Source organism: Pseudomonas sp. 3B-A001-10F (genome assembly GCF_056313565.1).
Map to the genome: position 1 here is coordinate 1 of NZ_JBQYFW010000007.1, position 24,764 is coordinate 24,764.

Annotated in this window: 24 protein-coding genes; 11 read left to right on the forward strand and 13 right to left on the reverse strand. The window is 60.3% G+C overall.

What is annotated here, in order from left to right; all coding sequences use genetic code 11:
• Positions 1-60: 60 nt before the first annotated feature.
• From AC0ZWN_RS09040 to AC0ZWN_RS09055, 4 genes are all read right to left on the reverse strand, one after another.
• Positions 61-1,452 (reverse strand): M16 family metallopeptidase, encoded by a 1,392-nt coding sequence (locus AC0ZWN_RS09040; RefSeq protein ID WP_476334771.1) that lies wholly within the window; start codon positions 1,450-1,452, stop codon positions 61-63.
• A gap of 168 nt (positions 1,453-1,620) precedes the next feature.
• Positions 1,621-3,279, reverse strand: a complete 1,659-nt coding sequence (locus AC0ZWN_RS09045; protein ID WP_476334773.1) for a Na/Pi cotransporter family protein — start codon at positions 3,277-3,279, stop codon at positions 1,621-1,623.
• 305 nt (positions 3,280-3,584) lie between these two features.
• Positions 3,585-4,352 carry a TerC family protein gene (locus AC0ZWN_RS09050; RefSeq protein ID WP_476334774.1) on the reverse strand — a complete coding sequence of 256 codons (768 nt, stop codon included), beginning with the start codon at positions 4,350-4,352 and terminating at the stop codon, positions 3,585-3,587.
• 85 nt (positions 4,353-4,437) lie between these two features.
• Positions 4,438-5,745, reverse strand: coding sequence for a CitMHS family transporter (locus tag AC0ZWN_RS09055; RefSeq protein WP_476334776.1), 1,308 nt, complete (start codon positions 5,743-5,745; stop codon positions 4,438-4,440).
• Between the two features lie 321 nt (positions 5,746-6,066).
• Here AC0ZWN_RS09055 and AC0ZWN_RS09060 point away from each other — a divergent pair, with 321 nt between their 5' ends.
• Positions 6,067-6,468, forward strand: coding sequence for a GFA family protein (locus tag AC0ZWN_RS09060; protein WP_099757614.1), 402 nt, complete (start codon positions 6,067-6,069; stop codon positions 6,466-6,468).
• Here the strand turns inward: AC0ZWN_RS09060 and AC0ZWN_RS09065 are convergent, their stop codons facing one another.
• A complete protein-coding gene (locus AC0ZWN_RS09065) occupies positions 6,469-6,795 on the reverse strand; it encodes a DOPA 4,5-dioxygenase family protein (protein WP_093429525.1) in 327 nt (108 codons plus the stop codon).
• A gap of 83 nt (positions 6,796-6,878) precedes the next feature.
• On the opposite strand from AC0ZWN_RS09065, the gene AC0ZWN_RS09070 reads away from it, so the two are divergent.
• Positions 6,879-7,544, forward strand: a complete 666-nt coding sequence (locus AC0ZWN_RS09070) for an NAD(P)-dependent oxidoreductase (RefSeq protein WP_476334777.1) — start codon at positions 6,879-6,881, stop codon at positions 7,542-7,544.
• Between the two features lie 7 nt (positions 7,545-7,551).
• Here the strand turns inward: AC0ZWN_RS09070 and AC0ZWN_RS09075 are convergent, their stop codons facing one another.
• Positions 7,552-8,502 (reverse strand): choline sulfate utilization transcriptional regulator, encoded by a 951-nt coding sequence (locus AC0ZWN_RS09075; RefSeq protein ID WP_476334779.1) that lies wholly within the window; start codon positions 8,500-8,502, stop codon positions 7,552-7,554.
• A gap of 114 nt (positions 8,503-8,616) precedes the next feature.
• Here AC0ZWN_RS09075 and betC point away from each other — a divergent pair, with 114 nt between their 5' ends.
• The 3 genes from betC (at position 8,617) to AC0ZWN_RS09090 (ending at position 12,890) form a co-directional block, all read left to right on the forward strand.
• Positions 8,617-10,131 (forward strand): choline-sulfatase, encoded by a 1,515-nt coding sequence (gene betC, locus AC0ZWN_RS09080; protein ID WP_476334780.1) that lies wholly within the window; start codon positions 8,617-8,619, stop codon positions 10,129-10,131.
• 16 nt (positions 10,132-10,147) lie between these two features.
• Positions 10,148-11,068, forward strand: a complete 921-nt coding sequence (gene choX / locus AC0ZWN_RS09085; protein ID WP_476334781.1) for a choline ABC transporter substrate-binding protein — start codon at positions 10,148-10,150, stop codon at positions 11,066-11,068.
• Between the two features lie 253 nt (positions 11,069-11,321).
• The gene (locus AC0ZWN_RS09090) at positions 11,322-12,890 is read left to right on the forward strand and encodes a SulP family inorganic anion transporter (protein ID WP_476334782.1); all 1,569 of its coding nucleotides are present in this window, start codon (positions 11,322-11,324) and stop codon (positions 12,888-12,890) included.
• A 91-nt stretch (positions 12,891-12,981) separates the two neighbouring features.
• On the opposite strand, the gene aroE is transcribed toward AC0ZWN_RS09090, so the two are convergent.
• A complete protein-coding gene (aroE, locus tag AC0ZWN_RS09095) occupies positions 12,982-13,803 on the reverse strand; it encodes a shikimate dehydrogenase (RefSeq protein ID WP_476334783.1) in 822 nt (273 codons plus the stop codon).
• A gap of 9 nt (positions 13,804-13,812) precedes the next feature.
• The gene (hemF, locus tag AC0ZWN_RS09100; protein ID WP_476334785.1) at positions 13,813-14,727 is read right to left on the reverse strand and encodes an oxygen-dependent coproporphyrinogen oxidase; all 915 of its coding nucleotides are present in this window, start codon (positions 14,725-14,727) and stop codon (positions 13,813-13,815) included.
• 150 nt (positions 14,728-14,877) lie between these two features.
• On the opposite strand from hemF, the gene AC0ZWN_RS09105 reads away from it, so the two are divergent.
• A complete protein-coding gene (locus AC0ZWN_RS09105) occupies positions 14,878-15,855 on the forward strand; it encodes an NADPH:quinone reductase (protein WP_476334787.1) in 978 nt (325 codons plus the stop codon).
• A gap of 64 nt (positions 15,856-15,919) precedes the next feature.
• Here the strand turns inward: AC0ZWN_RS09105 and AC0ZWN_RS09110 are convergent, their stop codons facing one another.
• The 4 genes from AC0ZWN_RS09110 to AC0ZWN_RS09125 all read right to left on the reverse strand — a co-directional run bounded on the left by AC0ZWN_RS09110 (position 15,920) and on the right by AC0ZWN_RS09125 (position 19,654).
• Positions 15,920-16,594, reverse strand: a complete 675-nt coding sequence (locus AC0ZWN_RS09110) for a hypothetical protein (protein WP_093429534.1) — start codon at positions 16,592-16,594, stop codon at positions 15,920-15,922.
• A gap of 240 nt (positions 16,595-16,834) precedes the next feature.
• Entirely contained in the window at positions 16,835-17,392 is a 558-nt protein-coding gene (gene tsaC / locus AC0ZWN_RS09115) for an L-threonylcarbamoyladenylate synthase type 1 TsaC (RefSeq protein WP_093429535.1), read from the reverse strand.
• 55 nt (positions 17,393-17,447) lie between these two features.
• Entirely contained in the window at positions 17,448-18,548 is a 1,101-nt protein-coding gene (gene dprA, locus AC0ZWN_RS09120) for a DNA-processing protein DprA (RefSeq protein WP_476334927.1), read from the reverse strand.
• Between the two features lie 80 nt (positions 18,549-18,628).
• The gene (locus tag AC0ZWN_RS09125; protein ID WP_476334788.1) at positions 18,629-19,654 is read right to left on the reverse strand and encodes a LysM peptidoglycan-binding domain-containing protein; all 1,026 of its coding nucleotides are present in this window, start codon (positions 19,652-19,654) and stop codon (positions 18,629-18,631) included.
• A 160-nt stretch (positions 19,655-19,814) separates the two neighbouring features.
• Between AC0ZWN_RS09125 and def the strand changes: the two genes are divergently transcribed.
• From def to AC0ZWN_RS09150, 5 genes are all read left to right on the forward strand, one after another.
• Entirely contained in the window at positions 19,815-20,321 is a 507-nt protein-coding gene (gene def / locus AC0ZWN_RS09130; RefSeq protein ID WP_016984087.1) for a peptide deformylase, read from the forward strand.
• Between the two features lie 57 nt (positions 20,322-20,378).
• Entirely contained in the window at positions 20,379-21,338 is a 960-nt protein-coding gene (fmt, locus tag AC0ZWN_RS09135) for a methionyl-tRNA formyltransferase (protein WP_220557227.1), read from the forward strand.
• Positions 21,335-22,645, forward strand: a complete 1,311-nt coding sequence (gene rsmB / locus AC0ZWN_RS09140) for a 16S rRNA (cytosine(967)-C(5))-methyltransferase RsmB (RefSeq protein ID WP_476334789.1) — start codon at positions 21,335-21,337, stop codon at positions 22,643-22,645. The genes fmt and rsmB overlap by 4 nt, the downstream gene beginning before the upstream one ends.
• Before the next feature lie 22 nt (positions 22,646-22,667).
• Positions 22,668-24,044, forward strand: coding sequence for a Trk system potassium transporter TrkA (gene trkA / locus AC0ZWN_RS09145; protein WP_093429539.1), 1,377 nt, complete (start codon positions 22,668-22,670; stop codon positions 24,042-24,044).
• Positions 24,045-24,176: 132 nt separating this feature from the next.
• Positions 24,177-24,491 carry a tetratricopeptide repeat protein gene (locus tag AC0ZWN_RS09150; protein ID WP_476334790.1) on the forward strand — a complete coding sequence of 105 codons (315 nt, stop codon included), beginning with the start codon at positions 24,177-24,179 and terminating at the stop codon, positions 24,489-24,491.
• Position 24,492: 1 nt separating this feature from the next.
• On the opposite strand, the gene AC0ZWN_RS09155 is transcribed toward AC0ZWN_RS09150, so the two are convergent.
• A complete protein-coding gene (locus AC0ZWN_RS09155) occupies positions 24,493-24,732 on the reverse strand; it encodes a PilZ domain-containing protein (RefSeq protein WP_095049573.1) in 240 nt (79 codons plus the stop codon).
• Positions 24,733-24,764: the final 32 nt, after the last annotated feature.

Consider the following 24,764-nt stretch of genomic DNA (forward strand, 5'->3'; position numbering starts at 1 on the left):
TTCTGTCACTATCTCTTCGTCTGGTAGACCGCTATCGCGAGCAGGCTCACTCCTACAGGGTTAGTGTTCGGCGGGTTTTCGGCGGTGGTGCAGGCGCCAAGCGATCAGGATCAGCAGCAACAAACCGATACCACCCGCACTCAACCACAACACCTGATCATCACTGACCAACGGTTTCTCGATCCGCAGATATCCCGGTTGCAACAGCAACTCACGCATGGCCTTGTTCGCTGCTTCCAGCGTCACCCCTTGCAGCTCCCGCGCCGGGTTGGCAAAACGGCCGTCCTGGTAATCGCCGAGGGCGCTCCAGTAGTAATCCGCCATCGCGCTATTACCCTGCACCGCCCAGGCCTGATGGGCGATGGAAGCCTGTTTGATCCGCGCGAAGGTGTCCGGGTCGAGACCGTTTTTCAGCAGGTCGGCCTTGAGGTCTTCCAGCACCTGAATGGCCTCGTCAACGTCATCACGATCCAGATCGGCATTCAGGCTCATGAAACCGACGCCGCCAAACACTTCGCGCTCGGCCCATGGCCCGTAGGACAAACCGTGGTTGAGGCGAATCTGCCGGTACAGCGCCCAGTCGAGGTAATCCTTGAGAATGTCGAAGGTCTGGTCGTACTGATCATCGATCACCGGCTCCGGCACCAGCCAGTGCAGTTTGGCGCTGTCGCCGATAAAGCCACGGGTGAGGGAGCGCTCATGGGCAGCGCTGGTGCTGATGTCCGGCAGTGCACGGTGTTCGCTCGGCTCAACGGCTTCGAGTGCACCCCAGGTACGCTCCAGATAGGCCGGCAGCAGTTTGTCGAGTTCGCCAACGACAATCAGGGTCATGTTGTTCGGCGCGTACCAGGCCTTGCGCACCTTCTCCAGTTGTTCCTGAGTCAGGTGACCGACCTCGGCACGTTGCGGGCATTTCAGGCCCAGTTCGACGGCGAGCTGATTGCTCGCGGTGTGGCCAAGATCCTGACGATCGAGAAAGCGTTGCAGCCGTGTGTAATGGCCGCCATCTTCACGTTCAACCACACGCTTGGCGGCGTTGATGGCGTTGTCGTCGATGCGCGTTTGTGTGAGCAGAGCGAGCAGCAGGTCGAGCACTTTGCGCTGGTTTTTCGCCGGGGCCTCGATGACGAACGTGGTGTCGGCGTTACTGGTGAAGGCATTCCAGTCACCGCCCAGTGCTTGCATGCGTTCTTCCAGGCCCCCTTCGCCAGTGGCATCGATGCCACTGAACAACAAGTGCTCGAGCAGGTGCGGCAACTCTTTTTCATCGCAGTCGAAATCATCAAGACCGACGCCGACCACCAGCCGGATCGCCACGTGCCCACGTTCGGTGCCGGGCTTGAGCATCAGTTGTAAACCATTGGGCAGCGCGTAGCCTTCAACCTGAAAACGATCCAGGGCGAAGGCGGGCAGGGAACCGAGCAACAGACAGGCGAACAACAGGCAACGCATAACAGGCTTCCGTACGGCTGATTTGGAGATCCGTGTCGTCAGTCAGGGCCCCATCGCGAGCAGGCTCACTCCTGCATTTGGAATGCGTCCCCCTGTAGGAGTGAGCCTGCTCGCGATAGCGGCCTGAAGGCTGAATCAATGTAACTGACTAAACCCAGCCCCAGTCGTTCAAGGCGAATGCGTAATGTCGGCAATATCATCCGCCGCCAGCGCCCCGGTATCCGCCGTTTCCAGCACCACATACGCACTGCCGCAAAACAGCGAATTGAGCCGCTTCATGTCGGCAATCAACTCCAGATGCAGCGAACTGGTCTCGATACTCTGCACGATCTTGCGTTGCAAACGGCTGACATGCGCATGGGCCAGACGACGTTCCTGCGCGCGAAAGCGGCGTTTCTCGCGCAGTAGCTGGCGGGCGCTTTCGCGGTCACCACTGAGAAACACCGACAGCCCCAACCGCAGATTAGCGATCAATTGCTGCTGCAATCCGGCCAGATCCTCCAGACCTTCCTCGGAAAACGAGCGCCGCTGCGAGGTTTTCTGCTGCTGGATCTTGCGCAGCATGCGTTCGATCAGGTCGGCGGCCAGTTTCAGATTGATCGCCAGCTCGATGATCTCGGCCCAGCGCCGACTGTCCTGCTCGCCGAGGTCTTCGCGGGGCATCTGCGCCAGGTACAGCTTGATCGCGCTGTACAGCGCTTCGACGTCGTCGGTCAGTCGGCGCATTTCCTGGGTGACGGCGGTCTGCTTGCCGCGCAACACATCAAGCGAGGCGTCGAGCATGTTGTCGAGCAGATCGCCCATGCGCAGGGTTTCCCGCGCGGCGTTGGCCAACGCCAGGCTCGGTGTGACCAGCGCGGTCGCGTCGAGATGGCGCGGTTTGGCGGTGCCGTTGACCTCCGGCCGTTCCGGCAGCAGCCACGCGCAGAGGCGCGCCATCGGCCCCACCGACGGCAGCAGAATCAGGCAGCGCGCGGTGTTGTAGAGCAAGTGGAAACCGATGACCATTTCTTGCGGGCTGAAATCGAGGCTGTCGATCCAGTGCACCAGCGGATCGAGTACCGGAATGATCAGCAGCAGGCCGATCAGTTTGTACAGCAGACTGCCCAGCGCCACTTGCCGCCCGGCCGCGTTCTGCATGCTGGTGCTCATGAACGCAAGAATGCCGCTGCCAATATTGGCGCCGATCACCAGGCCGATCGCCACCGGCAGACTGATCACACTGGCGCCGGCCAGTGTCGCGGTGAGCAACACGGCGGCGAGGCTCGAGTAGGAAATCATCGCGAACACCGCGCCGACCAAGGCGTCGAGAAGGATATCGCCGGTCAGCGAGGCGAAGATCACCTTGACCCCTTGCGCGTGGGTGATCGGTGCGGCGGCCTCGACGATCAATTGCAGCGCGAGAATGATCAGCCCCAGACCGATGCTGACCCGGCCCATCTGCCCGAGCCGCGTCTGTTTGCGCGACAGAAAGAAAATCACCCCGAGGAAAATCAGCAGCGGCGACAGCCACGACAAGTCAAACGTCAGCACCCGCGCCATCAGCGCGGTACCGACGTCGGCGCCGAGCATGGTCGCCAGCGCCGGGGTCAGCGCCATCAGGCCCTGGCCGACGAAGGAAGTGACGAGCATGGCCGTGGCATTGCTGCTCTGCACCATCGCGGTAACGACGATGCCGGCGACAAAGGCCAGCCAGCGCTTGGACATGTTCTGGCCAATCACATGGCGCAGGTTGGTGCCGTACACCCGCAGGATGCCGGTTCGAACGATATGCGTGCCCCAGATCAGCAGGGCGACGGCGGAAAGCAGATTGAGCAGGGTGAGCATACAAACCCCCTGTAGTAGCAGCGCCTCAGAGAGGCAAGTTGACGGTACCGCGCGGTTTCTACGTTTTTGATACTTAAGCTGTAGTTGGCTAACGGTCTGGGCGCCAGCATTGCACAGCTAAAGTGTCGATTGAAACAAAAGTGTCATGAAAACGGGTTCATTCACCCACCTGAATCCACCACAAACAAATGTAGGAGTGAGCCTGCTCGCGATAGGGCCATCAGGCTCAACATTGATGTTGACTGACAGACCGCTATCGCGAGCAGGCTCACTCCTACAAGGGGTGTTGCCTGAAGACTACCGGGTTACTGGCCCGGGATGTCCTTGCGCAGTTTCACCGGGTCTTGCTGCTGTTTTTTCTTGGCCATTGCGCCGCGCAGCTTGATGTTGATCACTTCCACGGCCAGCGAAAACGCCATGGCGAAGTAGACGTAGCCCTTCGGCACATGCACGTCGAACGACTCGGCAATCAGCACGGTGCCGACCACCAGTAGGAACGACAGCGCCAGCATCTTCAGTGACGGGTGCTTGTCGATGAACTCGCTGATCTTGCCCGAGGCCAGCATCATCACCAGCACCGCCACGACGATCGCCGCGACCATCACCGGCACGTGGGACACCATGCCCACCGCCGTGATCACCGAATCCAGCGAGAAGACGATGTCGATGATCGCGATCTGGATGATGGTGTAGAGGAAGTTGCCACCCTTGCCGCCCGGGGTTTCGTCGCTTTCGTCTTCGCCTTCCAGCGCGTGGTACATCTCTTGCGAGCTCTTCCACAGCAGGAACAGACCACCGAAGAACAGAATCAGGTCACGGCCGGAAATGCCTTGGCCGAACACCTCGAACAGGTCGGCGGTGAGGCGCATGACCCAGGTGATCGACAGCAGCAACAGGATGCGGGTGATCATGGCCAGGCCGAGACCGAAGATCCGGGTGCGCTGCTGCATGTGTTTGGGCATGCGGCTGACCAGGATCGAAATCATGATGATGTTATCGATGCCGAGGACGATTTCCAGGGCGGTCAGGGTGAAGAAGGCAACCCAGATTTCGGGGTTGGTCAGCCATTCCATGTGTATTCCTTTGAGCGATTGTTAAACCGAAAAAGGTCCGGGCTTCAAACAGCGAAGCCAGGACCCGAAACGGTGAGTCGTGGGCTTATAGAGTGCTGAACACCGGGAAAGTCCCCAACAGCAGTGCAGCAATCAGAATGCAGATACAAACCAGGATCGCCCATTTCAGGGTGAAACGCTGGTGGTCACCAAAATCGATGCCGGCCAGGGCCACCAACAGATACGTCGATGGCACCAACGGGCTCAGCAAGTGGACGGGCTGACCGACGATCGAGGCACGGGCCATTTCCACTGCGGTGATCCCGTAGTGACTGGCGGCCTCGGCCAACACCGGCAACACGCCATAGTAGAACGCATCGTTGGACATGAAGAAGGTGAACGGCATGCTCACCAGCGCCGTGATCACGGCCAGGTAAGGGCCGAGGAAATCCGGAATCACCGCCAACAGGCTCTTCGACATCGCATCGACCATGCCGGTGCCGCTCAGGATACCGGTGAATATACCCGCCGCAAAGATCAGCCCGACCACTGCCAGCACGCTACCGGCGTGAGCCGCAACGCGATCCTTCTGCATCTGCAGGCAAGGGTAGTTGACGATCATGGCAATACTGAACGCCACCATGAATAGAACCGGCAGCGGCAGCAGGCCAGCGATCAGGGTACACATCAGGCCGAAGGTCAGGGCGCCGTTGAACCAGATCAGTTTTGGACGGCGGGCATCCGGGAACTGCGACACGCTGATTTCGCTGTGATCGATATCATCGCCAATCAGATGCAGCTCACCCAGACGCGCACGTTCACGTTTGCCGTAGAAATAAGCGATAACCAGAATCGCGACCACACCCGCGGCCATCGCCGGGATCATCGGTACGAAGATGTCCGACGGGTCAACGTGCAGCGCACTGGCGGCGCGGGCAGTCGGGCCACCCCATGGGGTCATGTTCATCACGCCGCCGGCGAGAATGATCAGACCGGCCATGATCCGCGGGCTCATGCCGATGCGGCTGTACAGCGGCAGCATGGCGGCCACGCAGATCATGTAAGTGGTCGCGCCGTCACCATCGAGGGAAACGACGAGCGCCAGTACGGCGGTGCCGACCGAAACTTTCAGCGGGTCGCCCTTGACCAGTTTGAGGATCTTGCGCACGGCCGGGTCGAACAGGCCGGAGTCGATCATCAGGGCGAAATAGAGAATGGCGAACATCAGCATCACGCCAGTCGGCGCGAGCTTGGTGATGCCTTCGAGCATCATCGGGCCGATCTTCGGTGCAAAGCCGCCGAACAGGGCGAAGACGATCGGGATGATGATCAGAGCGATCAGCGCGGACAGGCGCTTGGTCATGATCAGGAACATGAACGTGATGACCATGGCGAAGCCAAGGAAAGTCAGCATGGGAATACTCCAGGCGTAGCGCGGCTAGTTAAATGAGCAGATCGGGCCGATCAGCGCAGAACGGGAAGCACGAGACGTACGGGCGGAGTGACAGCGTAAAGGCGGGCTACAGAGGACATCAGAATCACCATTGTTGTTGTTAATTGGGCCTTTAGTGCGAGGTATCACACGCATTGGCCAACCGGTCTGTTGCCGGAAGTGAGGCGATCCTAATCGGGCAAGCTTTCAGCTACCTTTCGCTGCAGAAAGCTTTGAATGAACGGTCAACCGGCCGTCGGATGCGATCTAGAGTCAATAAACACGGGAAGGGGAGCTTTCGAGATGAGCCAATCGCACAGCGGAGGCTGCCACTGCGGACACATTCGTTATCAGTTCAGCGGGGCGTTGCAGGACATCGCCCATTGCCATTGTTCGATTTGCCGCAAGGTCAGCGGCGGCATCGTCACGACGTGGATCACGGTGCCAGCCTCCAGTTTCCAATGGCTGGCTGGTACGCCGGCGCGTTATGACTCATCCGACAGTTGCGCGCGGTACTTCTGCCCGCAGTGCGGGGCGCAACTGGCGTTGGTGACGTTGCTCAGCCCACAGAGTATCGACGTGACCATCGCCACCCTCGATCAACCCGAGCTGGCGCCCGCCGAACGACACATCTGGACCGACAGCCAATTGCCTTGGCTGCATCTGGACGAGCATCTGCCGGGCGAAGCCGAAGAAACGATCTGATCAGAAAACAGACAGATCCAGCGACCGCATCGCGCCCATCCAGATTGCGTGTTCGGTGTGGTCGAGCAGGTCATCGCCGGTGTCCGGGTGCAGGAACACCACCAGACCTTTGCGGTTCAACACCAGCCACGGCAGCACATCGCTGATCAACTCGGGGCCGAAGGCCAACTGGCAACTCCAGTCCGGATGCGGACCGACCGGACGTTCGTGAACGCGGCCCATTTTCACTGCAAATAACTGCGCGGCCTGCTCGCACAAGGCCCGTGCCTGTTCAATGGTGCTAGCGTCGAAATAGACGTGGGCGTGGTAGCCCTTGATCGCTTGCATCTGAAGCCCTCGGAAATCGGTTCGAACCCTCGGCGTTGCCCGTATGTCAGACGCCATACAAGGGATAAGAAAAGGGATCAGCCATGAAAAATGCCGAAACCCCGGCGGTAAAAGTGGTGCTCTATGGTGCCATGAGTAGCCTGGGCAGCGCGTTGATGGCTGAGTTGCTGCGTCGTCAGCATGAAGTCATCGCCATTCTCGACGATCTGACCGCACTTGCGCCGCGTCCCGGACTACGCACCAAGAGCGGCGATCTGTTCGACTCCGAGAGGGTCAATCAAAGTGTGGCCGGCAGTTCGGTGGTCATCTGCTTATTGGATGCGCCAGGTTTGCCATTCAGCAGCGATCACGTTGAGCGCTCTGTCGTACTCGGCCCCGTCGAGCAGGTGCTGGCCGTCGATGCATTGGTCGATGGACTGCAAGCCGCCAACGTTTCGCGGCTGTTTCTGGTGGGGGATTTTGCCGTACTCGATGAGCCGGATGTCGATGATCGCCTGCAACGCCATGCCGCCGAAGAAATTCGCGAAGCCGTGCAAAGCAGTCCGCTGCACTGGACACTGGTCAATGCGCCACACGGCGTGGCCGGGCTGACCATTGAGCATTTCAGCCAGGTCGGCGGCAATCTCGAACCGGGTCTGGCCGAGCCACTGGAGCGGCTGAACCGCGTGGCGGTGGGGATTGCCGATGAGCTACGGCTGAATTTGCATCTAGGGCAGCATGTGAATTTCGTTGCGGCTTCAGATTCGTAAACGTTCTTCAAACCGCGATCGAAGGCAACGTCAAACCGTTGAGGGATTGCGCGCTGCTCGCCTGTTCCGCCATTAACCAATCGACAAACTGTTGAATCAACGCGCCCCGACGTTTGCGCTGGGGCAGCACCACGTAATAACCGAGGCGCGACAAGGTCGTTTCGGCGATGGGGCGGCACAGCAAACCCTGACTCAGCAAGTTATCCACAAGGTGCCGCCAGCCAATCGCTACGCCTTGACCGCCAATCGCCGCTTGAATCAACAGCGTGTAATTGTCGAAGCGCAATTGCCCCGGCGCCGGCGGCGTATTGATACCGAGTTCACGGAACAGACCACTCCAGTCAAACCAGTTGCTGCTGTTTTCCCCACGCAGGTGCAGCAACGGGAACTCCAGCAGTGCGTGAGCAGGCAAGGGCAGGGCGCGATCCTTGAGCAATTGCGGGCTGCACACCGGGAATACTTCTTCGCTGAACAACCAATGGCTTTCGCCCTGCTTGAAACGCCCATCACCGAACAGGATCGCCACGTCGATATCGGTGCGCAGCATGTTGTGGTTGCGTTCGCTGGTCACCAGGCTGACGTCGACCTGCGGGTTGGCTTCATGAAAGCGGTGCAGGCGCGGCATCAGCCAATAAGCAGCGAAGGCAAAGTCGGTGGCAACTTGCAGGACTTCATGTTGCTGCTGTGCGCTGATCGCGCTCAATCCTGCATCGATATTCTGCAAACCGAGAGTAACTTGCTCAAACAGTATCGCGCCGACTTCGGTCAGCTTGATCCCACGGTAAATGCGATCAAATAGTCGCGTGCCGAGTTGTTCTTCCAGCCGTTTGATCTGCTGACTGATCGCTGGTTGCGTGGTGCCAAGCTCTACCGCCGCTGCGGTAAAGCTGCGCTGGCGGGCTGCCGCTTCGAAGGCGCGCAGCAGGTCGAGGGACAGATCACCCAAGGCTTCATACATAAGCTGTGCTTATCCTAGTCATTGTCCGGCGCGGGCTTTACCTGATAAAGCATGGACTCCATGCTCGATCGCAGCAATGTCGCATAAATATTCACTATGGAATGCCGCGATCACATGAAGCGCAAGAATATTCTTTTCATCATGGCCGATCAGATGGCCGCGCCAATGTTGCCGTTTTACGGCCCATCGCCGATCAAACTGCCGAATCTTTCCCGCCTCGCCGCCCAAGGCGTGGTGTTCGATGCCGCTTACTGCAACAGCCCGTTGTGCGCGCCATCGCGGTTCACCCTGGTCAGCGGCCAGTTGCCGAGCAAGATCGGCGCCTACGACAACGCCGCCGATTTCCCTGCCGATGTGCCGACTTATGCCCATTACTTGCGCCGCCTCGGCTACCGCACCGCGCTATCCGGCAAGATGCACTTCTGCGGTCCGGACCAGTTGCACGGTTATGAAGAACGCCTGACCAGTGATATCTACCCGGCCGATTACGGTTGGGCCGTGAACTGGGATGAGCCGGATGTACGGCCGAGCTGGTACCACAACATGTCTTCGGTGCTGCAGGCCGGGCCATGTGTGCGCACCAATCAACTGGATTTCGATGAAGAGGTGGTGTTCAAGGCACAGCAATATCTGTTCGATCACATCCGCGAGGACGGCGATCAGCCGTTCTGCCTGACAGTATCGATGACACACCCACACGACCCGTACACCATTCCCAAGGCGTTCTGGGATTTGTACGACGATGCCGATATCCCGCTGCCTACAACTCCGGATCAACACGAACTCGATCCGCACTCGCAACGGCTGCTCAAGGTTTATGACCTGTGGGATAAGCCACTGCCTGTGGATAAGATTCGCGATGCACGCCGGGCGTATTTCGGTGCCTGCAGCTATATCGACGCCAACGTCGGCAAACTTCTGCAAACCCTCGAAGAAACCGGGCTGATCGAAGACACAATTATTGTCTTCTCCGGTGACCACGGCGACATGCTCGGCGAAAAGGGCCTTTGGTACAAAATGCACTGGTACGAAATGGCGGCCCGCGTCCCCCTGTTGATAAGTGCTCCAGGCCAGTTCGATGCCGGGCGTGTCAGCGCTGCAGTATCGACTGCAGACCTGTTGCCAACCTTCGTCGAATTGGCCGGCGGCACGCTGGAACCGGGCCTGCCACTGGATGGCCGCTCGCTGGTATCACACCTTCAAGGGCAGGGCGGTCATGACGAAGTGTTCGGCGAATACATGGCCGAAGGCACCATCAGCCCGCTGATGATGATCCGTCGCGGCGCCTACAAATTTATCTACAGTGAAAGCGACCCTTGCCTACTCTTCGACGTAGACAACGATCCGCGCGAACTGGAAGAACTCAGCCAATCGCCGCGGCATCGCCAGCTTTTCGACGATTTTCTCGCCGAAGCGCGGACCAAGTGGGACATTCCGGCGATTCACCGGGAAGTCCTCGCGAGCCAGCGCCGCCGCCGATTTGTCGCCGACGCGTTGACCATCGGCAAGCTGAAGAGCTGGGATCACCAGCCACTGGTGGACGCCAGTCAGCAATACATGCGCAACCACATCGACCTCGACGATCTGGAACGCAAAGCACGTTATCCACAACCCTGCCAAAACCAATAATGTTAAGGGGAAGTCCATGCGTAAGTTATCCACAGTAGTGACGATCGGCCTGCTCGCGCTGAGCAGCGCCTCGGCCTTCGCTGAGCAAAGCTGCGACACCGTGAAAATGGCCGATCCGGGCTGGAGCGATATCGCCGCGACCAACGCCATCACCGGGTTTCTGCTGGATGGCATGGGCTACAAGGCCAAGGTCGACACCCTCGCGGTGCCGATCACCTTCGGTGGTTTGAAAGACGGCCAGGTGGACGTGTTCCTCGGCAACTGGATGCCGGCGCAGCAGGGTTTCTATGACAAGTTCGTCGCCACCGGCGATGTCACGCAACTGGCGAAGAACCTCGACGGCACCGAATTCACCCTCGCCGTGCCGGACTACGTGTGGGACGCGGGTGTGCATAACTTTGCCGACCTGAACAAATACGCGGACAAGTTCGATCGTAAGATCTACGGCATCGGTTCGGGTGCGCCGGCGAATATCTCGCTGCAGGAAATCATCAAGAAGAACGACTTCGACATGGGCCAGTGGAAGCTGATCGAATCCAGCGAACAGGCGATGCTGGCTGAAGTGTCGCGGGCGGTGAAGAAACAGAAATTCGTCACCTTCCTCGGCTGGACGCCGCACCCGATGAACGTGCAGTTGAAGATGCATTACCTCAAGGGTGGCGAGAAGTACTTTGGCGACACCGGCAGCGTGTTTACGTTAACGCGCAAGGGCTACGCCGAGGCGTGTCCGAATGTGGGTAAATTGCTGACCAATCTTTCGTTCACTCAGGAGATGGAGAACAGCATCATGGCTGAGGTGGTGAACAAAAAGGTCAGCAATGCCGAGGCGGCGAAGGCTTGGATCAAGGCAAATCCGGCGGTGTTGAATAAGTGGCTGGATGGCGTCAAGACGTCTGACGGGAAGGATGCGTTGGCGGCGGTGAAAGCGAAGCTTTGATCGTGGGGTGGCTGGAATTGTGCTCGGCTCGAGATTTTTGCCCCCTCACCCCGGCCCTCTCCCCAGAGGGGCGAGGGGGAAAGGGAGCCGATATCTGTTGGATTCAAAACTTGCGTTCAACTCTGAAATCGCAGGTCGGTGAATCTTGAATAAACACCACGGTCAGTCCCCTCTCCCTTGGGAGAGGGTTAGGGTGAGGGGCCTTTCCCCTGGCACCCTGATAACCTTGAACAAAACCCAACCGCGAGGACCCATGGCCTTCCCCAGCCGCCACTCTCTCTTCCCCTTCCTCACCTGGTTGCCGCGACAAACCCGCGCCAGCGTCGGACGGGATCTGATCGTCGGCCTCAGCGGGGCGATTCTTGCGCTCCCCCAGTCGATTGCCTACGCGTTGATCGCCGGTCTGCCACCCGAGTACGGCCTCTACGCCGCAATCATTCCGGTGCTGATCGCCTGCCTGTGGGGTTCGTCGTGGCATTTGATCTGCGGTCCGACGGCAGCGATTTCGATTGTGCTGTTTGCCAGTGTCAGCCCTTTAGCGGTTCCAGCCTCGCAGGACTACATCACCCTGATCCTGCTGCTGACCTTGCTTGCGGGGATATTCCAGTGGCTGCTCGGTTTGCTGCGCTTTGGCGCGCTGGTGAATTTCGTCTCGCATTCAGTGGTGCTGGGGTTCACCCTTGGCGCGGCGGTGGTGATTGCTATCGGGCAATTGCCAAACCTGCTGGGCCTGGAGTTGCCGGCAAAAGCCACGGCGCTGGCCAGTTTGATGGATTTGCTGCAACACCTGCGGGCTGTGGATAAACCTTCGCTGGTGTTGGGTTTGGCCACGGTGGTCGTCGGTCTGCTGCTCAAACACCTGTTGCCGCGCTGGCCGACGCTGTTGATCACACTGGTGCTGGCCAGTTTGCTGGTGTGGTTGTGGCCGGGCGTGTTCGGCCATGTGCATCTGGTCAGCGCGTTTGTCGGGCGTTTGCCGCCGTTCAGTGGATTGCCGCTGGATCTGGATTTGATCCTGCGATTGCTGCCAAGTGCTGTGGCGGTGGGCATGCTCGGCCTGGTTACCAGTCTGTCGATTGCGCGCTCGATTTCGGCGCGGTCGCAGCAATTGCTTGATGCCAATCAGGAAGTCCGTGCACAGGGCTTGTCGAATATTCTCGGGGCGTTCTTTTCCGGGTCGCTGTCGGCCGGGTCGTTCACCCGCTCTGGCCTCAGTTACGAGGCAGGCGCTTGCTCGCCGCTGGCCGGAGTGTTTTCGGCAATCTGGGTGGCGTTGTTCGCAATTTTTGGTGCGGGGCTGATCGCGCACATTCCGATCCCGGCGATGGCCGGGAGCATTCTGTTGATTGCCTGGGGGCTGGTCGACCACCGAGGCATTCGCGCATTGCTGCGTGTCAGCCGCGCCGAGTTTGTGGTCATGGCGCTGACCTGCCTCGCGACTTTGCTACTGGAATTGCAGACGGCGATTTATGCCGGTGTGCTGGCCTCGCTGTTCGTCTACCTCAAGCGCACTTCGCAACCGCGCGTGCACCACTGGCGCGACGGCGAAGACGATGTGTTGCGTGTCGGCGGATCGATCTTTTTCGGCGCCAGCCATTACCTGCAAGTACGCCTGCAACGTATGCATGGCGCGCGGGTGGTGATCGAGGCGCAGCAGATCAACTTCATCGACTATTCGGGCGTGGAAATGCTGCATCAGGAGGCGCGGCGGTTGTTGCGCCAGAATCGCAGCCTGACCTTGCGCCGGGCGCGGCCGCAGGTGGTGGAGGAGTTGCGGAAGCTGGAAGGGCCGGAGAAATGTCCGATCCGGTTTGAAGACTGACCCAGAATCGGTGGTGAGGCCATTCGCGAGCAAGCTCGCTCCCACATTTGATCGCATTCCACTGTGGGAGCGAGCTTGCTCGCGAAGCTTTTTAAAGGGCCAGTTGTCGACGCAACTCTGTGAGCACGGGCGCAGTGTCCGGGCGCACACCACGCCACAGGAAAAACGCCTCAGCCGCCTGCTCCGCCAACATCCCCAAGCCATCCATCGCCACCGCCGCGCCATGTTCACGGGCCCAGCGGCAAAACGCCGTCGGCTCTTTGCCGTACATCATGTCGTAGCACAGGGTCTTGCCCGGCTCGATCAGGCTCGGTGCAATCGGCGGCACGTCACCAGTGAGGCTGGCCGATGTGGCATTGATGATCACGTCCACCGGCTCGCGCAACCAGTCGAAACCACTGGCCGAGACCGGCCCGAGGTCGCAGAACAACTCCGCCAGCAACTCAGCCTTGTCCACCGTACGATTGGCGATGATCACCGAGGCCGGTTGTTCCGCCAGCAACGGTTCCAGCGCACCGCGCACCGCACCACCGGCACCGAGCAGCAGAATGCGTTTGCCGGTCAGGCTGAACCCGGCGTTGACCGTCAGATCGCGCACCAGTCCGGCGCCGTCAGTGTTATCACCGAGCAGTGAGCCGTCGGCCAGTTTGCTCAAGGTGTTCACCGCCCCAGCCCGTTGTGCACGCGCGGTCAGGCTGTTGGCCAGACGATAGGCATCTTCCTTGAACGGCACAGTGACGTTGGCGCCGCGACCCTCCTGGAAAAACGCCGTGGCGCAGCCGGCGAAATCGTCGAGCGGCGCCAGCAAGGTGCTGTAGTCGAGGTGCTGGCCGGTCTGCTCGGCGAACAGCTTGTGAATCATCGGCGATTTGCTGTGGCCGATCGGGTTGCCGAAAACGACGTAACGATCCATCAGATGTCCTCAGGCCTCGGCCAGCCAGTCGCGGTCTTGCAGGAAGTACTCGGTCAGGCGTGCTTCTTCGCTGCCAGGCTCGGCTTTCCAGTCATAGCCCCAGCGCACTTGCGGCGGCAACGACATCAGGATCGACTCGGTACGCCCGCCCGATTGCAGACCGAACAAGGTGCCACGGTCGTAGACCAGATTGAACTCGACGTAACGGCCACGGCGGAATTCCTGGAATTCACGCTGCTGAGCGGTAAACGCATCGTTTTTGCGGCGCTGCACGATCGGCAGATAAGCATCGATGTAGGCGTCGCCGATGGCCCGCATAAAAGCGAAGCTGGTATCGAAGTCCCACTCGTTCAGGTCATCGAAGAACAAACCGCCAATGCCTCGCGGTTCGTGGCGATGCTTGATGTGGAAGTAGGTGTCACACCAGGCCTTGTAGCGCGGGTAGACGTCCGGGCCAAACGGCGCGCAGGCCTGCTCGGCGATGCGGTGCCAGTGAACGCAATCTTCTTCATTGCCGTAATACGGGGTCAGGTCGAAGCCGCCGCCGAACCACCAGACCGGCTCTTCACCCTCCTTCTCGGCGATGAAAAAGCGCACGTTGGCGTGGGACGTCGGCACATGCGGGTTGTGCGGGTGGATCACCAGCGACACGCCAAGGGCTTCGAAACCGCGGCCAGCCAATTCCGGGCGATGGGCGCTGGCCGACGGTGGCAGACCACTGCCGAAGACGTGGGAAAAGTTGACACCGCCCTTTTCGATTACCGTGCCGTTCTCGATCACGCGAGTACGACCGCCACCGCCGGCGGGCCGGGTCCAGGCGTCTTCGACGAAGCGCGTGCCGCCGTCTTCGGTTTCGAGAGCCGCGCAGATGCGGTCTTGCAGGTCGAGCAGATAGGCCTTTACGGCGTCGGTGCGGGTCGTCATGGCTTCACCTTGAATCGGGCGGCGCCCCGGCAGACGGGCGACGCAAATGGGCGCGTAGCATACCACCGCACAACAGCCCGCCGCAGTTGACGAAGATCAAGCATGGGAGTTGGATAGGGGGCTCACAAAAGACCCAAGGAGAGCAGGCAGATGGCAAAGCGTATCCAGTTCCGCGCCCACGGCGGCCCCGAAGTGCTCGAATATGTTGATTACCAACCCGCCGCGCCCGGCCCCAATCAAGTCCGCGTGGCGAACAAGGCGATCGGCCTGAACTTCATCGACACCTATTTCCGCAGCGGTCTGTACGCACCGCCCGCCTTGCCGTCCGGCCTGGGTGCTGAAGGTGCGGGGATCGTCGATGCCGTGGGCAGCGACGTCACCCGGTTCAAGGTCGGTGATCGCGTGGCCTATGGCAGCGGCCCGTTGGGGGCCTACAGCGAATTGCATGTGCTGCCCCAGGACAATCTGGTGCATCTGCCCGACGAAATCAGTTTCGAAACGGCTGCCGGTGTAATGCTCAAAGGCCTGACCGTGCAATACCTGCTGCGCCAGACCTATGAACTCAAGGGTGGCGAAACCATTCTGTTCCACGCGGCGGCCGGCGGTGTCGGTTCACTGGCCTGCCAATGGGCCAAAGCGTTAGGCGTGAAGCTGATTGGCACCGTCAGCTCCAAAGAGAAAGCCGAACTGGCCAAGGCCAATGGCGCCTGGGCGACGATCGATTACAGCCACGAAAACGTTGCCCAGCGCGTGCTGGAATTGACCGATGGCAAGAAAGTCCCGGTGGTCTATGACGGTGTTGGCAAGGACACCTGGCTGACGTCCCTCGACAGCGTGTCGCCGCGTGGCCTGGTCGTGAGCTTCGGTAATGCTTCCGGCGCGGTGGACGGCGTGAATCTGGGTATTCTCTCCGCCAAGGGTTCGCTGTACGTGACCCGGCCGACGCTGGCGACTTATGCCAACAACGCCGAAAACCTGCAGCGAATGGCCGATGAGCTGTTCGAGATGATCATCAGCGGCAAGTTGAAGGTGGACGTCAGCCAGCGTTATCCACTGGCTGATGCGGCGAAGGCGCAAACCGAGCTGTCGGCGCGGCGCACTACCGGTTCCACCATCCTGCTGCCTTGATACCTCCCGGCGTCCTGCCAGTCAGGGTTTCAGAACAATGACTGGCAGGACGCTTCGAGCGTGTTCAGTACTGCGGTGGATGAGCCGCCAACGGTCTTGGCGCCCAATGACCGACTGTGGCGGAATCAGGCTGTTGCAACGCGGCGAGGATTTGCCGCCACTCGGCTGACAACACCCAGTAATCCCCGCGTGCGCGCTGTTCGATATGCAAGGGATTGGAGGCGACCGGCATCAGACCGAAACGCTGGTACAGGCGCAGCTGCGATGCCCTGCACAACGCGGTGACACCTAGATAGCCCTGTTTTATGGCCCACTCGGCAGCGGCCGCCAGCAGACTGTCGACGGCAATGGGCTGTTGGCTGGGCGCGTACGATATCAAGCGACTGAGTTCGACATGGCGTGACAACGCCACCGTGGGCGAAACATGTTGCTGCGCCAGTGATGCCCACTCGAACGGCGCCGGAGTGGCCCTCAATACCGCCAGCAGTTGCTCGTGCCGATACAGCAGAAAGTGGGTACTGCGCGACCGTGTCGCCAGTCGGGTTTCGAGCATCCGCGCCCTGGACGTCAGCATGTAATGCTGCAGCCGAAGCCGAAATTGCCGATCGATAAACCGATCGAACACCTGGGTATCCGACCCCGCTTCAAGCATCACGATACGGCAACCCTCCTGATGACTGTTTAACGTCACCTGGAGCGCCTGCAGGTAATCCGTGAGTTGCAAATCCGTAGTGTCCATTCTTTCTCCGCAGACCTTAACTTATCGAAGTGTTTCGAGTGCAGGGAAAGGATGGTTGCTTTTGGAGATACCGCCACGAAATGCGGTCTGATAATCAGGTGGGAAAATTCATTTAATTCAGCTAGTTGACGATTTTTCCGACGCAACAACCAGCATCATTGCAGGATAAATCGCAGGCACGTGTAGTACTCCTCGCCATCAAGGCGAGGAGTACTCACGTTACAAATGTTCGAGGCTCAATCAGTCGGGACGAATGACTTTGCCGGTCGCCAGATCACGAATCACGCTGGGGTTCTTGCGCCCACCCAGTTGCCCGCCCAGTATCAGATCGATCTGCCCACGGAAATACTGCTCGACACGCAATCGCGTGCGCGCCGCCGGGCGGCCCTGCGGGTTGGCTGAGGTCGAAATCAACGGCCCGACCATCGAGCACAGATCGCGTACTTGCGGATGATCACTGACCCGCAGTGCGACGGTATCGTGCATGCCGGTCACCCATTCCGGGAGCAAGCCCTGATGCGGCACCAGCCAGGTGTTCGGCCCCGGCCAGGTGCTGGCCATGCGGTCGATCCATTCTTGCGGGAAGTCTTCGAACAGGAAGTCGAACTGGCGAATGTTGTCGGCAACCAGAATCAGGCCTTTGACCACCGAACGATTCTTGATCGCCAGCAACCGATCCACGGCCTCTTCGTTCCATGGGTCGCAACCCAGCCCCCAGACGGCTTCGGTTGGATAGGCAATCACCGCCCCGGCGCGAATCTCTCGTGCGGCTTGTTGCACACGCCAACTGTTAACCATGAAAAAACTCTCCGCAAACAGGTTTCGCGCAGTTTACCGATCTTCCTTGTAAAACCTAGCGTGTCCTGGCCAACCAGCGACCGTTTTCGCACACTGCACGGCCATCCATTTCCAGTTCGGTGAGTGCCGCCAGCACTTTGGGCAACGTCCAGCCGCTGCTGTCAGCCAAGCCTTCGCTGGTGTGCGGGGCGGCATGGAGCAGGATGAGCAACGGGTGATCGGCTTTCGCCGTGTCAGTGGATAGCGGCAGATGCTGCCAACCACGCAAGGCTTCGAGGATGTGCTCAATGGTTTCCACCAGCACCGCGCCATCGCGGATCAATTGGTGACAGCCGCGCGCGCCGGGATGATGGATCGAACCGGGAATGGCATAAACCTCGCGCCCCTGTTCTGCTGCCAGCCGCGCGGTGATCAGTGAACCGCTGGCCACACTGGCCTCGACCACCAGTACACCAAGGGATAAACCGCTGATGATGCGGTTACGTCGCGGGAAGTTGCTCGCCGTTGGCCCGGCATCCAGCGGAAACTCGGAAAGCACTGCGCTGCCGGACGCAATCATCGCGTCAGCCAGGCGGCGGTTGCGCTGTGGATAAAAATTTTCCAGCCCCGTGCCGAGGACACCGACCGTCAACCCGCCAATATCCAGCGCGGCCTGATGCGCAGCGGCATCGATGCCTAGCGCCAGGCCGCTGGTGATGACAAAACCGGCCCCGGCGAGACTGCGGGAAAATGCCGCTGCGGTGTCCATGCCCGGACGCGATGCCCGGCGACTGCCAACCATCGCCAGTTGCGGTTTTTCCAGAATCTGCGGATCACCGGCCACGAACAACATTGGCGGCGGGTCGGGAATCTGCGCCAGTAATGCGGGGTAATCGGGTTGGTCCCACATCAGCAAATGCTGATCCGGACGCTCTAGCCAGCGCATTGCATGGCTGGCGCCGTCGCGAACTTCGGGGCAGCGCCGCGCTTCGGCGCACGCCGCCGGCAAACCGAGAGAACGCCAGGCACTGGCCGGCGCGCTGATGGCTTTGGAGGCCGAGCCGAAGGCTTCGAGCAATTTGGCAAAACGCTTCGGGCCAACATCCGGCAAGCGGTGCAGGCGCAGACGCGCTTCCAGTTCCGCCGGGGAAACCGGCGTACAGACAGGCAACATGATGGATCATCCTTGATCGTTATAAGCCCCGAACCATTCGGAACAAGCTGTGGATAACTCTGTTGGTAACTTGTGAAACACGCTTACGGATTGCGCACCTTGTCGAGCACCGCGAGCGAGCGCGATGCGTTGAGGACGAGGCCGTAGCTGAGTTTGTCGTAAGTGCGGAACACCATCAGCAACCCGGCGCGTTCATCAGGAATTTTCAGCGGCTGGCCAGTGATGCGGTCGCGCACGGTTTCACCGGTTTTCATTACCACCAGCACGTTGCCTTCGGCCAGACCGTCGCGCTTGCCCTTGTTCAGGGTGACCACGTCCATCACGCCGATCTGGGTGACACCGCGCGGCACATCGATGATCACGCCGTTGATGCTGGTGGTTGGCGCGCTGGGCATGAAGGTCGAATTGATTGAACGCTCCTCGCCACTGAACAAGCGGTCGCCGAGGCGAACTTCCTGAGTGGTGCGTTGCAGGGCCAGGGTGGCAACGTCGCCTTCAGTGGCGACGATTTCGCCGCCGCCGATGTCATCGGCGTTGATCCCGAGGAACTCCTTGGTCTGCGGATCGGTGTAGACCTTGCCCTGACGGAAGATGCCGTAGACCGGTTGATCAGGATCAAAATGGCCGCGAGCGAAGATCCGGTCGCCAGTGCCGCTGAGCACGCGTTCGGCATCGCCGGCAACGATGTACGGCGCCTTGTCGAAGTCCTCGACCTTGTCGACGATGCGGTTGCTCAGCAAAAAGCTGTTGATGGATTTCAGCGGAATGCTCGGAATCGCCTCGGCCACCGGGCTGGTGCGAATGCGTGGCGAGAGCTTGATGGTGCCGCGCGACTCGCCGCGATTAAGGGTCAGACGTGGCTGGCCATCGACATAACTGAGCGTCAGCGTGTCGCCGGGATAGATCAGGTTGGGGTTTTCGATTTGCGGATTGGCCCGCCACAGTTGTGGCCACTGCCAGGGCTCGCGCAGGTATTTGCCGGAAATGTCCCAGAGCGTATCCCCCGAAACCACCGTGTATTGCTGTGGAAAACCATCCCTGAGTTGCACTTGCCCTTGCGCCACGCCTCCCGAGGCCAACAGCAGCAGGGCGAGTAGTGTTTTCCTCATGCAGTGAATCCCTTTATCATGTGCATTCGCGTGAACCGTCAGAGCCCCCGTGGCTCGCTTGTGCAAAATGCACAAGCTACGCTTCACAACGGTAGCCTGCATCTTCGGACCTGCCAGGCCATCGCCCGACTTTACTCAACGTGTGCAGCAATCAAAGCCTATGGCCATTTTAAACATCCTCGAATTCCCGGACCCGCGTCTGCGCACTATCGCCAAACCTGTGGCTGTAGTGGACGACGAAGTGCGTCAGTTGGTCGATGACATGTTTGAAACAATGTATGAAGCGCCGGGCATCGGCCTTGCCGCGACCCAGGTCAACGTGCACAAACGTATCGTCGTGATGGACCTTTCCGAAGACCGCACCGAACCGCGGGTGTTCATCAACCCCGAGTTCGAATCGCTGACCGACGAAATGGACCAATACCAGGAAGGTTGCCTGTCGGTACCGGGTTTCTACGAAAACGTCGACCGCCCGCAAAAGGTCAAGATCAAGGCGCTGGACCGCGACGGCAAGCCCTATGAACTGATCGCCGAAGGCCTGCTCGCGGTGTGCATCCAGCACGAATGCGACCACCTCAACGGCAAATTGTTCGTCGATTACCTGTCCACGCTCAAACGCGACCGGATCAAGAAGAAACTGGAAAAGCAGCACCGCCAGAACGCTTGATGCCCCTCTTCAAAGGCTTGCTGCGGCAAGCCTTTTTCTTTTTATGAGACTCCCTTCATGACTGAGCCACTGCGCATCGTTTTTGCCGGCACCCCCGAATTCGCCGCCGAACACCTCAAGGCCCTGCTGAACAGCCCTTACGAGATCGTTGCGGTCTATACCCAACCGGATCGTCCGGCCGGTCGCGGGCAAAAACTGATGCCAAGCCCGGTCAAACAACTCGCCCTGGAAAACCATATCCAGGTGTTGCAGCCGCCGACCTTGCGCAACGCTGACGCTCAGGCTGAACTGGCCGCACTGAAGCCGGACTTGCTGGTAGTGGTCGCCTACGGCCTGATCCTGCCGCAAGTGGTGCTGGATATCCCGCGTCTGGGCTGCATCAACAGCCACGCCTCCTTGCTGCCACGCTGGCGCGGTGCGGCGCCGATTCAGCGCGCCGTCGAACACGGCGACGCGGAAAGCGGCGTGACCGTGATGCGCATGGAAGCGGGCCTCGACACCGGACCGATGCTGCTCAAGGTCGTCACGCCGATCACCGGCGAAGACACCGGCGGCACGCTGCACGACCGCCTCGCCGAAATGGGCCCGCCCGCCGTGGTCCAGGCGATTGCCGGTCTGGCTGCAGGCACGCTGGAAGGCGAAGTGCAGAACGATGAGCTCGCCACTTACGCGCACAAGCTGAACAAAGACGAAGCACGCATCGACTGGAGCCGTCCGGCCGTTGAGCTGGAACGCCTGGTGCGCGCCTTCAACCCATGGCCGATCACCCACAGCACCCTCAACGGTGAAGCGCTGAAAGTACTGGCGGCGACACTCGCCGAAGGTAAAGGCGCGCCGGGTGAAATCCTCAGCGCCAGCAAGGACGGTTTGGTCGTCGCGTGCGGCGAGCAGGCGCTGTGCCTGACCCGCCTGCAATTGCCCGGCGGCAAGGCGCTGAACTTCAGCGACCTGTTCAACAGCCGTCGAGAGAAATTCGCTGTCGGCACCGTGCTCGGCGCAGCGGTGGACGCGCAATGAACCCGCGCCTGGCCGCCGCCAAGGCACTCGCCGCCGTGCTCAGCGGCAAAGCCTCGTTGAACAGCTCCCTGCCGACGCAACTGGACAAGGTCGAGGATCGTGATCGCGGCTTCACTCAGGATCTGGCCTTCGGCACTGCGCGCTGGCAGCCACGCCTGTCGGCACTGGCCGAGAAGCTGCTGCAGAAACCGTTCAAGGCTGCCGACGCCGATGTCGAAGCGCTGCTGCTGGTCGGTCTCTACCAATTGCTCTACACCCGCGTACCGGCCCATGCCGCCATCGGCGAAACCGTCGGTTGCGCGGACAAGCTGAAGAAGCCGTGGGCCAAAGGCCTGCTCAACGCCGTGCTGCGCAATGCCCAGCGCGAAAGCGAAACGATTTTCGCCGAGCTGGAACGTGACCCAGTGGTGCGCACCGCTCACCCGCGCTGGCTGCAAAAATCCCTGAAGGCCTTCTGGCCGGAACAGTGGGAAGCGATTTGCGAGGCGAACAATGCGCATCCGCCGATGATCCTGCGGGTCAACCGCCGTCACCACCGCCGCGACGCCTATCTCGGCTTGCTGACTGAGGCCGGGATTGCCGCGACGCCATGTGTGTACAGTCGCGACGGCATCATTCTCGAAGCCGCCGCCGACGTACGCAGCCTGCCAGGTTTCGCCGAGGGCTGGATCAGCGTGCAGGACGAAGCGGCGCAACTGGCCGCCGATCTACTCGATCTGGCGCCGGGCCAACGCGTGCTCGACGCCTGCTGCGCGCCGGGCGGCAAGACTTGCCACATCCTCGAAGCCGAACCGGCGCTGGCCGGTGTAGTGGCGGTGGATCTGGAAGCCAAGCGTCTGGTGCGAGTGAAAGAAAACCTCGAACGCCTTGGTCTGAACGCCGAACTGATCGCCGCCGACGGTCGCGATACCGAAAAGTGGTGGGACGGCAAACCGTTCCAGCGCATTCTGCTAGACGCGCCGTGCTCGGCCACCGGCGTGATCCGCCGCCATCCGGACATCAAGCTGACCCGTCAGCCGGACGACATCGTCGCCCTCGCGCAACTGCAAGGCGAACTGCTCGACGCGATGTGGAAAACCCTCGAAGTCGGCGGCATCCTGCTATACGCCACCTGCTCGACGCTGCCGACCGAGAATACCGAAGTCATCGCTGCGTTCCTTGAGCGTACCCCAGGCGGCCGTGAACTGGATCTGGCCACGTCGGCCGGAATCAAACAGCCCCATGGTCGCCAACTGCTGGCCCAGCAAGGTGGGCATGACGGGTTCTACTACGCCAAGCTGATCAAGATCGCTGCCGCGCGCAGCTAAACGGATTTAACGGAGTGACTGGATGAAAATCATCATCCTCGGTGCAGGACAGGTCGGCGGTTCGCTGGCAGAACATCTGGCCAGCGAGGCCAACGATATTACGGTAGTCGACACCGACGGTGAGCGCCTGCGCGACCTCGGCGACCGCCTCGACATCCGCACCGTGCAGGGCCGGGGCTCGCTGCCGTCGGTGCTGCGTCAGGCCGGCGCCGACGACGCGGACATGCTGGTGGCGGTGACCAACAGCGACGAAACCAACATGGTCGCCTGCCAGGTCGCCCACACGCTGTTCCACACCCCGACCAAGATCGCCCGGGTGCGCGAAGCGTCCTACCTCAATCGCGAGGAGCAACTGTTTCAGAACGAAGCGATTCCGGTCGACGTGCTGATCAGCCCCGAGCAGGTGGTGACCAACTACATCAAGCGCCTGATCCAGCATCCGGGCGCCTTGCAGGTGATCGACTTCGCCGAGGGTGCAGCGCAACTGGTGGCGGTGCGCGCCTATTACGGCGGTCCGCTGGTGGGTCAGCAACTGCGGCAGTTGCGTGAGCACATGCCGAATGTCGAGACTCGCGTCGCCGCAATTTTCCGCCGTGACCGGCCGATCCTGCCCCAGGGCGATACGGTGATCGAGGCGGATGACGAAGTCTTTTTCATCGCCGCCCGTGAGAATATTCGCGCGGTGATGAGCGAAATGCGCCGCCTCGACGAAACCTACAAACGCATCGTCATTGCCGGTGGCGGGCAGATCGGTGAACGTCTGGCCGAGGCCATCGAAAGCCGTTATCAGGTGAAGATCATCGAGATGAATCCGGCGCGTTGCCGTTATCTCTCCGACACCCTCGACAGCACCGTGGTGCTGCAGGGCAGTGCATCAGATCGTGATTTACTGATGGAGGAGAACATTGCCGACGCCGATATCTTCCTCGCCCTCACCAACGATGACGAAGCCAACATCATGTCGTCGCTGCTGGCCAAACGGCTGGGGGCGAAGAAGGTCATGACGATCATCAACAACCCGGCCTACGTCGATCTGATTCAAGGCGGCGATATCGACATCGCCATCAGCCCGCAACTGGCGACCATCGGCACCTTGCTGGCGCACGTGCGTCGTGGCGATATCGTCAGCGTGCACTCACTGCGCCGCGGTGCGGCAGAAGCCATCGAGGCGATTGCCCACGGTGATGCGAAGTCGAGCAAGGTCATCGGCAAGCCCATCGAGAAGATTGGCCTGCCGCCCGGCACCACCATTGGCGCGGTCATTCGCAACGAGCAAGTGATCATCGCCCACGACGACACGGTGATCGAAGCGGGCGACCATGTGATCCTGTTCCTTGTGGATAAAAAGCATATTCGCGATGTGGAGAAGCTGTTTCATGTGGGGTTGAGCTTCTTCTGAGGTTGATCGTTCCCACTCTCTGCGTGGGAATGCAGCCCGGGACGCTCTGCGTCCCAAGAGCGGACGCAGAGCGTCCATTGAGGCATTCCCACGCGGAGCGTGGGAACGATCACTGAAACGAGGGTGCAAAAAATGCTCGAATCCCTGGAAAAAATGCTCGCCAAGGGTGTGGATAACTCTCTGCTGCGCTTCGGCCTGGGCAAGGGTTATCTGGATCTGGGTGAAAACGCCAAGGCCGCCGAGCACTTCCAGCGATGTGTTGGTTTCGATCCGAAGTATTCGGCGGCATGGAAACTGTTAGGCAAGGCGCAACTCGCGCTAGGCGATCACGCCGCCGCACGTAATGCGTGGGAACACGGTCTGGAAGCGGCCCGCGCCCATGGCGACAAGCAGGCCGAGAAGGAAATGACGGTGTTTCTGAAGAAGCTTGATCGTCAGGCGCTATAAGTCAAAGGTAGCGAAGACCGATCCCGTCGGCATCTACCGTCACCACTTCCATCCGCACCCGCGGCGCGCCTGTGGGTAAACCCTGCACCTCGCCGTAAACCACTGCGCCTTTGGGCAAAGAAGCCAAAACCGGATGCTGCACAAACACCCCGGTAGGCGACAAGTTGCGCGTCTGCCCGAGGCATTCGCCAAAGCTGTCGTGGGTAATCTTGATGCGGAAGGATTTGCGTTGTTCGGACATCTTGTTGCGCCCTTTGATGAACGGTTGTGGAT

What these genes read in the sequence shown, in the direction of transcription:
- tsaC (WP_093429535.1), bottom strand. Translation starts at nt 17,392, where the DNA reads ATGGTTAACAGTTGGCGTGTGCAACAAGCCGCACGAGAGATTCGCGCC.
- AC0ZWN_RS09060 (WP_099757614.1), top strand. Translation starts at nt 6,067, where the DNA reads ATGAGCCAATCGCACAGCGGAGGCTGCCACTGCGGACACATTCGTTAT.
- rsmB (WP_476334789.1), top strand. Translation starts at nt 21,335, where the DNA reads ATGAACCCGCGCCTGGCCGCCGCCAAGGCACTCGCCGCCGTGCTCAGC.
- AC0ZWN_RS09055 (WP_476334776.1), bottom strand. Translation starts at nt 5,745, where the DNA reads ATGCTGACTTTCCTTGGCTTCGCCATGGTCATCACGTTCATGTTCCTG.
- fmt (WP_220557227.1), top strand. Translation starts at nt 20,379, where the DNA reads ATGACTGAGCCACTGCGCATCGTTTTTGCCGGCACCCCCGAATTCGCC.
- AC0ZWN_RS09105 (WP_476334787.1), top strand. Translation starts at nt 14,878, where the DNA reads ATGGCAAAGCGTATCCAGTTCCGCGCCCACGGCGGCCCCGAAGTGCTC.
- aroE (WP_476334783.1), bottom strand. Translation starts at nt 13,803, where the DNA reads ATGGATCGTTACGTCGTTTTCGGCAACCCGATCGGCCACAGCAAATCG.
- def (WP_016984087.1), top strand. Translation starts at nt 19,815, where the DNA reads ATGGCCATTTTAAACATCCTCGAATTCCCGGACCCGCGTCTGCGCACT.
- AC0ZWN_RS09110 (WP_093429534.1), bottom strand. Translation starts at nt 16,594, where the DNA reads ATGGACACTACGGATTTGCAACTCACGGATTACCTGCAGGCGCTCCAG.
- choX (WP_476334781.1), top strand. Translation starts at nt 10,148, where the DNA reads ATGCGTAAGTTATCCACAGTAGTGACGATCGGCCTGCTCGCGCTGAGC.
- AC0ZWN_RS09155 (WP_095049573.1), bottom strand. Translation starts at nt 24,732, where the DNA reads ATGTCCGAACAACGCAAATCCTTCCGCATCAAGATTACCCACGACAGC.
- AC0ZWN_RS09070 (WP_476334777.1), top strand. Translation starts at nt 6,879, where the DNA reads ATGAAAAATGCCGAAACCCCGGCGGTAAAAGTGGTGCTCTATGGTGCC.
- AC0ZWN_RS09150 (WP_476334790.1), top strand. Translation starts at nt 24,177, where the DNA reads ATGCTCGAATCCCTGGAAAAAATGCTCGCCAAGGGTGTGGATAACTCT.
- AC0ZWN_RS09050 (WP_476334774.1), bottom strand. Translation starts at nt 4,352, where the DNA reads ATGGAATGGCTGACCAACCCCGAAATCTGGGTTGCCTTCTTCACCCTG.
- hemF (WP_476334785.1), bottom strand. Translation starts at nt 14,727, where the DNA reads ATGACGACCCGCACCGACGCCGTAAAGGCCTATCTGCTCGACCTGCAA.
- AC0ZWN_RS09045 (WP_476334773.1), bottom strand. Translation starts at nt 3,279, where the DNA reads ATGCTCACCCTGCTCAATCTGCTTTCCGCCGTCGCCCTGCTGATCTGG.
- betC (WP_476334780.1), top strand. Translation starts at nt 8,617, where the DNA reads ATGAAGCGCAAGAATATTCTTTTCATCATGGCCGATCAGATGGCCGCG.
- trkA (WP_093429539.1), top strand. Translation starts at nt 22,668, where the DNA reads ATGAAAATCATCATCCTCGGTGCAGGACAGGTCGGCGGTTCGCTGGCA.
- AC0ZWN_RS09065 (WP_093429525.1), bottom strand. Translation starts at nt 6,795, where the DNA reads ATGCAAGCGATCAAGGGCTACCACGCCCACGTCTATTTCGACGCTAGC.
- AC0ZWN_RS09090 (WP_476334782.1), top strand. Translation starts at nt 11,322, where the DNA reads ATGGCCTTCCCCAGCCGCCACTCTCTCTTCCCCTTCCTCACCTGGTTG.
- AC0ZWN_RS09075 (WP_476334779.1), bottom strand. Translation starts at nt 8,502, where the DNA reads ATGTATGAAGCCTTGGGTGATCTGTCCCTCGACCTGCTGCGCGCCTTC.
- AC0ZWN_RS09125 (WP_476334788.1), bottom strand. Translation starts at nt 19,654, where the DNA reads ATGAGGAAAACACTACTCGCCCTGCTGCTGTTGGCCTCGGGAGGCGTG.
- AC0ZWN_RS09040 (WP_476334771.1), bottom strand. Translation starts at nt 1,452, where the DNA reads ATGCGTTGCCTGTTGTTCGCCTGTCTGTTGCTCGGTTCCCTGCCCGCC.